7 protein-coding genes are annotated in these 13077 nt (G+C 45.7%); all 7 read left to right on the forward strand.

Annotation, left to right across the window (positions count from 1 at the left end):
• The first annotated feature begins 12 nt into the window (after nt 1-12).
• The 7 genes from V8Z93_RS04695 (at nt 13) to V8Z93_RS04725 (ending at nt 13073) form a co-directional block, all read left to right on the forward strand.
• Nucleotides 13-2196, forward strand: coding sequence for an endo-1,4-beta-xylanase (locus V8Z93_RS04695; RefSeq protein WP_439432526.1), 2184 nt, complete (start codon nt 13-15; stop codon nt 2194-2196).
• Between the two features lie 387 nt (nt 2197-2583).
• On the forward strand, nt 2584-3510 hold the full coding sequence (locus V8Z93_RS04700; RefSeq protein ID WP_439432527.1) for a hypothetical protein: 927 nt from the start codon (nt 2584-2586) through the stop codon (nt 3508-3510).
• A gap of 3 nt (nt 3511-3513) precedes the next feature.
• The gene (locus V8Z93_RS04705) at nt 3514-5748 is read left to right on the forward strand and encodes a sialate O-acetylesterase (RefSeq protein WP_439432528.1); all 2235 of its coding nucleotides are present in this window, start codon (nt 3514-3516) and stop codon (nt 5746-5748) included.
• A 288-nt stretch (nt 5749-6036) separates the two neighbouring features.
• Nucleotides 6037-7560, forward strand: a complete 1524-nt coding sequence (locus tag V8Z93_RS04710; protein ID WP_439432529.1) for a hypothetical protein — start codon at nt 6037-6039, stop codon at nt 7558-7560.
• A 43-nt stretch (nt 7561-7603) separates the two neighbouring features.
• A complete protein-coding gene (locus V8Z93_RS04715) occupies nt 7604-7783 on the forward strand; it encodes a hypothetical protein (RefSeq protein WP_439432530.1) in 180 nt (59 codons plus the stop codon).
• A 57-nt stretch (nt 7784-7840) separates the two neighbouring features.
• Nucleotides 7841-9715, forward strand: a complete 1875-nt coding sequence (locus tag V8Z93_RS04720) for a sialate O-acetylesterase (RefSeq protein WP_439432824.1) — start codon at nt 7841-7843, stop codon at nt 9713-9715.
• Nucleotides 9716-10040: 325 nt separating this feature from the next.
• The gene (locus tag V8Z93_RS04725; protein ID WP_439432531.1) at nt 10041-13073 is read left to right on the forward strand and encodes a SusC/RagA family TonB-linked outer membrane protein; all 3033 of its coding nucleotides are present in this window, start codon (nt 10041-10043) and stop codon (nt 13071-13073) included.
• The last annotated feature ends 4 nt before the right edge of the window (nt 13074-13077 follow it).

The raw sequence follows: 13077 nt of genomic DNA on the forward strand, positions 1-13077 counted from the left end.
ATCGTATAAGTTATGAAAAGACAAATAATAATATCTGCATTTGGGGCCATGCTTTTGGCCTCATGTGCAGACCACTTCGACCAGAACTTCGAGACGGTGCGTCCTGATAAGTTGGCTGAATATGGCTATTTGGAAAAGTATGATGCTCTCAAGGATTACATTGCTGACAAGCCAAACTTCCATCTCGGTATTGGAACTACGGTTGATGAGTATAACAAACAAGAGTTAGTATATGCTTTGACCAATAGCAACTTCAATGAGACTGTGGCAGGTAATGCCATGAAGATGGCTTCTTGTGTGGCTAATGATGGAAGCATGGACTTCGAAAAGGTGCGTACATACGTGGATTATGCCACTGATGCAGGTCTTTCGGTATATGGTCATACATTGGCATGGCACTCGCAGCAGCCATTGAAGTATCTGAATGGTTTGATTGCCGACAAGGAAATGAAGGTGGATCCAGATGCCAAGGTGGAAAAAGAGGATTATGCCTTGGATTGTTCCACCCTTACGGCATATAGTTGGACCGGTTCTCCTGCTACTGTTACAACGGAGTGGAACAAGGATGGTGCCATGGTTATTACCAACCCTGCTAAAATAGATCCTTTCTATGCCCTTCAGTATTGGCTGGTAAACGGTATAGCACTTAAGACAGGTCAGGAGTATACCGTGAAGATTGTCTGCAAGGCAGAAGGAGACGAGGATGCCAACATTCACTTCAAGATAGGCGATTGGGGTGGTGGAGCCGAGAAGACCTTTAAGATTCCTGCTAATGCTGGTTACAAGGAGATTCTGCTGAATGTTACTCCTACCATGGACAACAATGGTCTTATGTTCCAGCATGGTGATTTTGCTGGTAAGATTTACTGGAAGTCTGTCACCATCACTCACTCTGAGGCTCCAGTCATGGAGATTCCTATTACGGTTGGTCATCTTACCTTCGATGACGATAACAACCTCGGTGGTTGGGGTATGGATAATCTTCCTACAATCGTAAATGGAGTTTGTGAGGTTGGTAACAACGCTGCAAAGGAGAATGCTTGGAATGCTCAAGTCAATTATGAGCCAGGATTCGTGTTCGAGAATGGTATTTCTTATCATTTGAAGATGAAGATTAAGGGTTCTGTTGCTGGTTCATTTGGTGGCGGATTCCAAAATCCTGATGGTTATAAAGGCTGTGGCGACTTCCCTTCAATCAAGGTTACTACCGATTGGAAAGAGGTGGATGTAGCTGCTACATGTAATGGCGACAACGCTAAGCGCTTGTTACTGAACATTGGTAAGTATGCAGGTACTCTTTATATCGATGACTTCCAAGTGTATTGGTTGAAGAAGTCCAATACAATTCCTTTGACTGATCAAGAGAAGAAAGATACTTTGACTTTGGCTATGAACAAGTGGATAGATGGTATGATGGAAGCTTGCGATGGCAAGGTAAAGGCTTGGGACGTTGTCAACGAGGCTCTTTCTGGAGCAGATAAAGATGGCGATGGTAAGTATGACCTTCAGTCTGCAACTCGTGGTACAGCCCCAGACAATGATATTCCTAACAGCTTCTACTGGCAGGATTACCTCGGCGACCTCGACTATGTTCGCACAGCAGTAAAGGCTGCTCGTGAAGGCTTTGCTGCCCACAATGGCAACCCTGAGGATTTGAAGCTCTTCATCAATGACTATAACTTGGAGAGTGATTGGGATCATAATGGTAAACTCAAGAGCTTGATTCAGTGGATCAAGGATTGGGAGGCTGATGGTGTTACCAAGATTGATGGTATCGGTAGCCAGATGCACATCTCTTGCTATGGTAATCCTCAGACTCAGGAGTCAAAGAAGAATGCTATTGTCAACATGTTGAAGTTGATGGCTGAGTCTGGCAAGTTGGTTCGTATCTCTGAGTTGGATATGGCATACGTTGATGAAACTGGCAAGAGCGTAAACACCAACGATATGACTGAGGAGCAGCACAAGCAGATGCGTGAGCTTTATGAGTTCGTCATCAAGAAGTACTTCGAAATCATCCCTGAGGCTCAGCAGTGGGGTATCTGTCAGTGGTGTCCTACTGACTCTCCTGCTAATAGCGGATGGCGTGCTGGTGCTCCTACTGGTCTTTGGGACAAGGACTACTACCGCAAGCACACCTATGGTGGCTTCGCTGCTGGTCTTGGTGCTCCTGAGTACTGGAATGATGCTAAGTAATATTTGTGGTGTGAGCCTATCCTATGGCTCACGCCATCTAATATAAAGAAACATTAGTTTAGGTTTTATCATATAAAGGATTAACCGAAATGATGTTAGTCGTGATAGGTCGGTTGTGTCGTGAAGACACGACCGACCTTTTTGCTTAAAATGGCGGTTGGCTTCATGGCTGCCCTGTACATCTTCTCCTCTTCAAACAGTTTTGATGGTGTGTCATTTTCGTTATAATGTTGACTATCAAACCTATTTGGTGCTTCTCACAAAGTATTTGTTACACCACGCAAGGTCTTTTTCAGCCTTTTCTGTTACTTTTGCAAGCGGAAATGAGAATCATTTCTCATTCCCAGAATGAACAATTATTATCAATAAACTTAAAATCAAAAACGTATGAAAAAGATTTTTACTTTGATGGCAGCAGCCCTGATGGCTGTAAGTGTGAATGCTCAGACAGAGACTCCTCTTGTTTTGGGTGGTGGTTGGAATGCAGGTTTTGCCGGCGATGCTGATGTTTATGACTTCACTATCTCCAAGCAGTGGGGTGCAGCAGAGTTTGCCTGCAACGTCAACTCTGCAGATTATCCTAAGTATATCCTCGAGTTCGAAGAGCCGCTTCCTGCCAACTGCCAGGTAAACTATACTTGGAAGGCTTCTGCTGATGCCGAAGGCGATCCAACTCCTGCCTACGGAAGAGCTGTGGGTGATGGAGAAACCAAGAAGTTTGAACTTGCTTTCGATGCTGAGCATCCTTACATCGTAGGTGTATCCGTGCAGCATACAGATGCTGAGGAAGTGAACCTGAAGGTGAAGAAGATGATTCTGGTTGCTGCTGATGGTACAGAAAAGAAGGTTGATGCCACCTTTACAGGTTGGGCTGGTACAAATAACACCGTTTCTTATAAGGGTGTGGTATCTTTTAATTCTCAGTGGCAGCAGCTCGCCATCAACGGTTTGGCTGGCAAGAGCGATGTAACCGTGAAAGTGAAATTGGCAGAGCCAACTCCAAATGTCCAAATGTGTGTAGATTACGAGGAAGGTTCTGAGTGGCCTTCATTCAACGACAGTGACGAGACTACCTTCACCACCAAGGAAGGTGCTGTCATCAAGAATATGGGTATCCAATATACCGACCCTGACAAGAATCCTGCCCAGGTTTCTGTGCTCGGTGCCTGGTTGATTAATACAACCACAGGCATCTCTAACATCGAGAGCGTCAAGCTGCAGGATGGCAAGGCATTCAACCTTGCAGGTCAGCAGGTAGCCAAGGGCTACAAGGGCATCGTAATCAAGAATGGTAAAAAGATGGTTATCAAGTAACAGATGAAGCGACTTTCAATGCTCGCATCTCTCCTCATGGTTCTGTGCCTCCAGATGGCGGCACAGACCTGGGAAGAGGTGAAAGTGGGGACTTCTATTCGCAAGACCCTCACTTATGTACCAAAGAATGTAGAGAAATCACCAGCCTTGGTGATTTCTCTTCATGGTATGAATCAAGACCCAGAGTATCAGCAGAAACAGACGCAATGGAATGCGCTGGCCGATACCGAGGGTTTTATTGTTACCTATCCGCTGGGTAATAACAGAATGTGGGATACCGGCGGTACGGGTGATGTGAAGTTTGTGGAGGCTATCATGAAGGATATGGAGCTGAAGCACAATGTTGACAAGAACCGCATCTATCTCTCGGGCTTCTCCATGGGTAGCTGGCTGGGCTATCACTGCCTGGAAACCTTGGGCGATAAGATTGCCGCTTTCGGACCGGTTAGTGGTGTGGATATCGGCAAGCAGCCTAAGGCAAACCGCAAGGTGTCTATCATGCATATCCATGGTACGGGCGATGACGTGTTCAAATATACGGGCGACCCTTCTCACATGGCTGGCGGCTATCCTAGCATTGAGGAATATGTAAAGAAGTGGGCTGCCTACGAAGGTTGCGATGTAAGCAATCCGCAGGTAATCCGTCCTTATCCTGCCGGCAGCACAGGTCCCAAAGCTACACGTACTATATATAATAATGTGAACGAGGGAGTAGAGGTGAACCTGATTGCCATCGACGGCAAGGGCCACTGGCATTCCAACGAAGCAAACGGTGTGAACTCTACCAAGGAACTCTGGACCTTCTTCAAGCGCCATCAGCTGAATCAGGCTTCCGCTCCCGACCCAAACTTTCAGATTTATCTCTGCTTCGGACAGTCGAACATGGAGGGTAATGCCGCCATCGAAGCGCAGGACAAGACGGGAGTAAACCCAAGATTCTTGGCAATGTACACCCTGGATAATGCGCAGGCTGGCTGGACCATGGGACTCTGGCATACAGCCGTTCCGCCTCAGGCACGTCCTGGAACCCGACTGTCGGTAGTAGATTATTTCGGCAGAAAGATGGTAGAGAATCTTCCCGAAGAAGTGAAGGTGGGTACGATTACCGTAGCCGTGGGTGGTGCCAGCATCGATCTTTTCGATAAGGATAAGTATCAGGAATATCTTCAGAGTGCTGAAGTTGCCGATTGGCTCCGCAACTATGCCAAGGAATATGGCGGCAATCCATACGCACGCCTCATTGAACTCGCCAAGATAGCTCAGCAGAAGGGTGTCATCAAGGGCATCCTGCTGCACCAAGGGGAGACCAATAATTGCGATCCTACCTGGCCTTCTAAGGTAAAGAAGATTTATGAGAATATTCTTGCCGACCTGGGACTTGATGCCAAGAATGTGCCATTGCTCGTGGGCGAGTTGGGACAGAAAGACCAGGGCGCAGCCTGCTGGGGACATAATGCCATCATCGACAATATCGCAGCTACGATTCCTACAGCTCATGTGGTATCATCAAAGGATTGTCCGCTGCAGAGCGATAAGCTTCATTTTACTGCAGAGGGCTATCGTATGTTTGGTAAGCGTTATGCCGATGTGATGCTCGAACTTCTGGGTGTAGTGCCTGTGGAAAACCGCAACTATTACATCCGTTACGAGAGTACAGCGGGCGAGAACCTCTGGGACCGTCAGGCTATCTACACCTTGCCAAAGGCTTTGGAGAAGGATGCCAAGTATACGCTGACCATGAAGGTGAGAACTTCTGCTGATTGCGCTGAGCTGGCATTCTGGCCTATCTGGAATGCAAGCAACAACAAGAACCAGTGGGGTGGAAGCGATGATGTGCAGTATCTGGCAGCCTATCCTGTAGAGGCTGGTGACTGGAAGACGCTGACCTGGAATTTCACAGCCAACTTTGCTCTGGATACCTTCCAGTTTGTGTTCGGTAAATACGGTGGTACACTCGATATTGATGACCTGGTACTGGTGAAGGAAGGAACATCAGAAAACCTCATTGCCAACGCCGATTTCTCTGCAAAGCATATTCAGGGATGGAGCACCAACTGGAATGGTCCAAGCTATTCTCTTGCCAACGATGCCTATGCATCAACAGGCATCGAGAAGCCAGCTGTGGCAACCATGATGAAATCTGCGGATAAGGCTTACTACACTCTCCAAGGTGTGAAGGTTATTCGTCCTACCAAGGGCATCTATATTCATGGTGGAAAGAAAATCGTGATTAGATAATAAACTGAACTTTCGCATGTGGTTCAAGTACGGGCTGAAGGCCCAAAAGCTCCTAGCCCAGGGCATCGCCCTGGGTATGATGGCAATCAGCAAGACGCCCTGTAAGGGCAAAAGCTTTATGTTTTGTCTGGAGTTTTGAAGCTTTTGCCCTTACAGGGCGACAGGTTTGCGTCCGTAATTACCCAGGGCGATGCCCTGGGCTAGGGGCTTCTGCCCTTTCAGGGCGTGTGGGACAAAACTTGCAAATCTTGAATAATAAACAATTATAAATTTTAAAAACTTAACGAAATGAAAAAATTATCATTTATGGTAGCGGCAATCTTAGTTTTTGCTTCCGCACCAAAAGTATTAATGGCAGCTCCTGCTGTAATGGCAGAACAGGCTGCTACAGAAGATGTTGTAGATTATACTTTTGATTGGACTTCGCAGAAAGCTTACAATATGTGGTGTGCTGATGAAATAAAGAAAAAAAATGACATTTCTGTATCTAAAGAGGATGGTTTGACTGTCAAGAATGAAACTGTAGCAGAACACTTTTATGATATTCAATATATGATAGGTAGTAATGTTCCTCTTTTGAAGGGCACTGATTATTCTATCAAGATTGTCATGAAGGGTTCTGCTGCTGGTCACGCAACAGTAGCCATGGGTACTTGGGGTAGTTCAGGAACGAGAGTAGAATTTACAGATCAGTATGCCACTTATACATTGCCTTGTACAAGTGATTATGAAGGAAATGGATTTATTCTGATGCAGAGTGGAGATTTTGTCGGTACTATCAACGTTAAATCTATAGAAGTTGTTCATAGTGAAAAGGCAACTACTCGTTATACTTTTGATTTGGCTTCAGTTGATTATGCTACTGCTGCTGCTGCTGGTGGTTGGGGCATCGGCTTTAAATCAGAGATTGTTGATGGTGCTTGCGTAATCAGTCACGGAGCAACAACCAATCCATGGGATGCACAGGTTAACTTCGAGAATGTTTTCCCAAAGGGGGCAAATATCAAATTGTCAATGGAAGTGAAGGGATCTGTGGATGGTTCTATTGCTGCAGGTTTACAGAATCCTAATGGATATAAAGGTTGTGGCGAATTCCCTGCAATTGATTTAACCACAGATTACAAGAAGGTAGATGTTTCAACTATGTGTAGTGGTGAAGGTGCTAAGCGCTTGTTGTTGAATTTGGGTAAATATGCCGGCACTGTTTCTATCAAGAATCTTAAAATCGAAGCAGAAGGAGTAAAGCAGGAGTCTCTGACCATTCCTTCATCTTCATTTGCTACTTATGCTGCTTATTATCCGGTTAATTATGCAGAACTTGGCTTGAAAGCTTATGCTGTCAAGTTGAATGAGGCTAAGGATGGCGTAGAATTTACAGAGATTCCAGGTGTTGTTCCTGCAGGTGTTGCTGTGTTGCTCAAAGGTGAAGCTGATAAAGAATATGCTTTGGATAAAGCAACTGGCTGGTCTTCTGTAGTTACCGACCTGAAGGCTTCTGACGGCACTTCTGCTACTTCTGGTGCTGCAACTCTTTATGCTTTGTCTACAGTAGATGGCTTAACTGCATTCTACCCTGTTAAGAAGGATTCTAAGATTCCAGCCAAGCGCTGCTATCTGGAGGTAAAGGGTACTTCTGCAAAGGCTGCATTCTTTAGTCTTGGCACTAACTTCGGCGAGACCACTGGCATTTCTTCTGTAGAGAATAAGGCAGAGAAGGCAGATGCTACTGTCTATAATCTTGCCGGACAGGTTGTCGGTAAAGACTATAAGGGCCTTGTTATCAAGAATGGTAAGAAGTTCGTTATCAAGTAATTGAAATATCGTTTTATAATTAATCTTTTAAATTTAGAATCAAATGAAGAAATATATCAAACCATCAATTGAAGTAACAGAAGTTATGTTGGAGTCTGCTATCCTGGCAGCTAGTAATAAGGTTTCCACTACCTTGGGCACTACAGAGATTGAAGGACCATCATCTCAGGCGCTTGAAATGCGCAGATTCAGCCTCTGGGACGAAGACGCTATAGAAGAGTAACAGATTAATCTATATAATATAATGAACAGATTATCATTCGTAGCATCAATGCTGATGATGTGCCTTCCGATGACGATGATGGCACAGAAAAACGGGGCGAAGGCGCAGGATAAGCCCGACCCTAACTTTCAGATTTATCTCTGTTTCGGACAGTCGAACATGGAGGGTAATGCCGCCATTGAAGACATCGACCGAACAGGAGTGAATCCTAGATTCATGGCAATGTATGCCGTGGATGATGAAAAAGCAGGATGGAAGAAAGGACAGTGGCATACCGCTGTCCCTCCTCAGGCAAGACCAACCACTGGCCTCACTCCTGTAGATTATTTCGGAAGAAAGATGGTGGACAATCTGCCCGACAGCATCAAGGTGGGTACCATCACCGTGGCGGTGGGCGGTGCCAGCATCGACCTCTTCGATAAGCGTACCTATAAGGCTTATCTGAAGAAGCAGCCAGACTGGATGAAGAACTTCGCATCGCAGTATAACGGCAATCCATACGCCCGACTCATCGAGCTTGCCAAGATAGCCCAGAAGCAGGGAGTCATCAAGGGAATCCTGCTGCATCAGGGTGAAACCAACAATGGCGATGCCAACTGGCCTAACCGTGTAAAGACTGTATATAATGATATTCTGAAAGATTTGAATCTGAAGGCAGAAGATGTACCTTTGCTCGTGGGCGAAACCGTTCAGAAAGACCAGGGCGGCAGCTGCTGGCAGCATATCGCCATTGTGGATGATATCGCCAAGACCATCCCTACTGCCCACGTCATCTCTTCCAAGGGATGTCCGCAGCGTGGCGATGGCCTGCATTTCATTGCCGAAAGCTATCGCACCATGGGTAAGCGTTATGCCAACATGATGCTCTCGCTGCTCGGCATCATTCCGGATGCCAATTATCCACGTGTGGATAAAGACCGCCGTGCCTACGTCAAGCTCCATGCACCGGAGGCAAAGCAGGTTATCTTCGATATCTGCGGAAAGAAGTATCCGATGAAGAAGGATTTCGACGGCGACTGGTATGGTGTTTCAGACCCATTGGTAGTGGGCTTCCACTATTATTTCCTGAACGTGGATGGTGTACAGGTAGTAGATCCTGCAAGCGAAACTTATTTCGGCTGCTGCCGAGAGGCGAGTGGTCTGGAGGTTCCTGAGGGAGCCGAAGGTAACTACTATCGTCCTCAGCAGGGAGTAGCACAGGGTCAGGTTCGTTCGGTATCTTACTATGCTGCATCTCAGGGCAAGTTCCGCAGAGCCATGGTTTATACGCCTGCAGAATATGAAACCAATCAGAACAAGCGCTATCCTGTGCTCTATCTGCAGCACGGAATGGGTGAGGACGAGACGGGCTGGAGCCATCAGGGCTATATGCAGCACATCATGGACAATCTCATTGCCGAAGGCAAGGCAGAACCTATGATTGTGGTGATGGAGAGCGGCGATGTGAAGCAGCCTTTCGTGCCACGTCCTGGCAAGGATGTAGATGAGGAGCGCAAGCATTATGGAGAATCTTTCTACGATGTCATCATCAAAGATCTGATTCCGATGGTAGATAAGAAGTTCCGCACCTATACCGACAGAGAGCATCGTGCGATGGCTGGTTTGTCATGGGGCGGTTGCCAGACTTTCAACACCGTGTTGCCGAACTTGGATAAGTTCTCAGCCCTGGGAACCTTCAGCGGAGCACTTTTCGGTGTGGATGTCAAGACCTGCTTCAACGGTGTCTTTGCCGATGCAGCGAAGTTCAACAGCCAGATAAACTATATGTTCATGGGCTGCGGTTCTGAAGAGAACTTCGGCACGGAGAAGATGGCGAAGGAATTGAAGGACCTGGGCATCAAGCTTGATGTCTATGTTTCACCTGGTACTCATCATGAGTGGCTCACCTGGCGCCGCTGCCTGAAGGAATTTGTGCCACATCTGTTCAAGTAACAAGACAGGAAATCAATAAGATCATATAAAAGAAATCCCGACACTGCCTGGCAGTTTCGGGATTTCTTTTTGTTATATTTCTAATATCTTATGTTTCTTTTTGCTTTTTTTTATGTTTCGCAAAGTAATTGTAACATAAAAGAAAGTCATTATGCGAAATAGTTATTAATTTTGCAGCGTGCTTTGCAAAAAGTAAGTTTTTACTGAACACGTACAATCATGAACTAATAAAATAACAATTTTAATCTATTCTCTTATGAGGAACTTAAGAAAGATTGAAAAGCCGTTAGCATTGCTATCCTTTCTCTGTTTATTCCCTGCAGGAATGTCGGCTCAGAGTATTGTAAAAGGAGTAGTTACAGATCCAAGTGGTGAACCTGTCATTGGTGCTACAGTGAAAGCTGCAGGCAGCAAGCTGGGTGTGATTACTGATTTGGATGGTAAGTTTACCATTGATGCTGCACCTGATGCAACATTGACTATTACCTATGTGGGTATGGAGCCTAAGACCGTGAAAGCTCAGGCTGGTAAAACGCTTACCATTACCTTGAAGGATGATGCTAAAGTTCTGAATGATGTCGTTGTCATCGGTTATGGCGTTCAGAAGAAGAGCGACCTGACAGGTGCAGTTGCATCTATCAAGAGCGATGACATCAAGGGCTTGTCAGCTACCGATGCCGGTGCTGCCCTCCAGGGTAAGGCTGCCGGTGTACAGATTATCAACTCGGGTGGTCCAGGTGAGGCTGCCGATATCCGTGTGCGTGGTTATTCTTCCAATAGTGGAAATATCAGTCCGTTGCTCATCGTCGATGGTCTGAAGGTGGATAACATCCAGTATCTTGATCCATCTATGATTCAGAGCATAGAGGTATTGAAGGATGCCGCTTCTGCTGCCATCTATGGTGCGCAGGCAGGTAATGGTGTCGTTATCATCACAACCAAGACGGGTGCTGCCAATGGCGGTAAGGCTGAGATTTCTTATAGCAGCAAGTTTACCATCCAGTCTATTGGTAGAAAGGCTAAGCTCTTCGACGCTCCAGAGTATATTTCATACCATAAGTACTTGGGCGACTTGACGGATGATAAGTTGAAGGCTGAGGGATACAATGGAGAGAACACCGACTGGTATGATGAGGCTTTTGAAAATAGTTTGGCTCATCAGCACAGCCTTACCATCCAGGCTAGCAATGGTAAGGGTCGTTTCCTTGCCAACTTGAATATCCTCAATAACAATGGTATCGTCAAGGGAGACAAGGATATTTACAAGCGTTTTACAGGTCAGATTAATGCAGACTACGATGTATATAAGTGGTTGAACATCTCGACAAACACCTCTTTCGAGAAGTGGAAGACCAAGGGTGTGAACAAAGGTTATGGTTCTGTGTTGAACTCTGTAGTTTCTGTAGATCCATTGACACCTTGCTACGTAAGCGACCCTGCTAAGTTGCCAACCAATGTTTATAACGCTTATCAGAATGGCGCCCCTGTGATGAGAGATGCTGACCATAATAATGATTTCTATGGTACATCTCACTATGTGGAGGATGCTACTGGTAACCCATTGGCACAGCGCGACCGTGTAGGCTCTTACAACCAGGGTATCAATGTACGTGGTACCGTTGCTGCCAACATCAAGCCATTCAAGGGCTTTACCTATACATCTCGTTTGGGTTACCGCATCACGCAGAGCAACTACCACAACTATGAGCAGCCATATTACATCAATTCCCTCTCTAACTCCTCACAGTACAAGATAGAGGCTCATACCAACAATGGTCTTTACTATCAGTGGGAGAACTTTGCAAACTATTTGAATACATTTGGCAAGCATACAGTAGGAGCCATGGTGGGTATGTCGTTCACCAAGAATCATTGGGACAATGCTACTATTGGTTCTGAGGGTACGAATATTCTTTCAAACTATGCTCCTAACTATCGTTACATCGACTATTTGCTCGCTGATGCTACAAAGAGCGTAGGCAATGCTCCTAACGACGCTACGGAACTTTCATACTTCGGTCGTTTGTCTTATAGCTACGATAATCGTTATTTCTTGCAGTTCAACTTCCGTCGTGATGCATTCGATTCATCTAAGCTTTCAAAGGATGCTCGTTGGGGTAACTTCCCATCAGTATCTGCTGGTTGGACTATCAGCAATGAGAAGTTCTTCAAGGACAACATCAGTCGTGATGCCATCTCTTTCTTGAAGCTTCGTGGATCTTGGGGTAAGAATGGTAATGTCAATGTATTGAGCAACTACCCGTATACTTCTCCTATTGCCATGAACCAGAGCTTCTATCAGTACAATCCATCTAGCGGTGATGGTAAGTTGTCTTATGGTTCTAAGCCAACAGGTCTTGCTAACCCAGATTTGACTTGGGAGACTTCAGAACAGGTAGACTTGGGTCTTGATGCCCGTTTCTTGAACGACCGTTTGACATTCTCTCTCGACTGGTATCGCAAGAACACCAAGGACCTCTTGGTAGAGATAAATCTTCTTCCGGAAATTGGTGTAAGCAAGTATATCATCAACTCTGGTAAGGTGCTTAACACAGGTTTCGACTTCGAGTTGGGTTGGAGAGATCATATCCGTGATTTCAAGTACTCTGTTTCAGTCAACGGTTCTACCTTGAAGAATGAGGTAAAGGATCTTTCTTCATCCATCAGCCGTATCGAGGGTATAGGTATCGATGGCTTCAACAGCCGTTTGAAGCCAACATTCGAGGTGGGGCACTCTATCTGGTACTTCCGTGGTTACAAGTATGCAGGTGTAGCTGAGGATGGAAGTGCGTTGTATTATGACAAGAATGGTAATACCACCAATGCGCCTACAGATAATGATAAGCAGGATTTGGGTGTGGGTATTCCTAAGTTTACTTACGGTATCACCCTCAATGCTGAGTACAAGGGCTTTGACCTCACCGTATTTGGAACAGGCTCTGCTGGCAACAAGATTTACAACTTGATGGTATCGGCCGACCGACCACTCTTGAATGGTATCGATGAATATTGGAAGAATTCTTGGACAGAGAGTAATACCAACGCCAAGTATCCTGATATGAAGAAGGTGGCAACTGACTGGACATTCTTCAGTTCTAGCGCAGCTGTCTTCAGCGGTTCTTACTTCAAGATTAAGCAGATTCAGTTGGGTTACACATTGCCACGTCTCATTACGAGCAAGATTGGTCTGAATGGTGTGCGTGTTTACTGCTCTTTGGATGACTTCTTCACAATCACCAAGTATCCTGGAGCCGATCCTGAGACAGCTTCTATGAACAGCGCTCAGTCGCGTGGTTTTGATAATGGTACTTATCCTACTTCTAAGAAGATGGTATTTGGTATCAATGTAACATTCTAATTAT

The organism is Segatella copri (assembly GCF_051861805.1).
GTDB lineage: Bacteria > Bacteroidota > Bacteroidia > Bacteroidales > Bacteroidaceae > Prevotella > Prevotella copri_M.

Coding starts and splice junctions, on each gene's coding strand:
- V8Z93_RS04705 (WP_439432528.1), top strand. CDS start 3,514: ATGAAGCGACTTTCAATGCTCGCATCTCTCCTCATGGTTCTGTGCCTC.
- V8Z93_RS04720 (WP_439432824.1), top strand. CDS start 7,841: ATGTGCCTTCCGATGACGATGATGGCACAGAAAAACGGGGCGAAGGCG.
- V8Z93_RS04715 (WP_439432530.1), top strand. CDS start 7,604: ATGAAGAAATATATCAAACCATCAATTGAAGTAACAGAAGTTATGTTG.
- V8Z93_RS04700 (WP_439432527.1), top strand. CDS start 2,584: ATGAAAAAGATTTTTACTTTGATGGCAGCAGCCCTGATGGCTGTAAGT.
- V8Z93_RS04710 (WP_439432529.1), top strand. CDS start 6,037: ATGAAAAAATTATCATTTATGGTAGCGGCAATCTTAGTTTTTGCTTCC.
- V8Z93_RS04695 (WP_439432526.1), top strand. CDS start 13: ATGAAAAGACAAATAATAATATCTGCATTTGGGGCCATGCTTTTGGCC.
- V8Z93_RS04725 (WP_439432531.1), top strand. CDS start 10,041: ATGTCGGCTCAGAGTATTGTAAAAGGAGTAGTTACAGATCCAAGTGGT.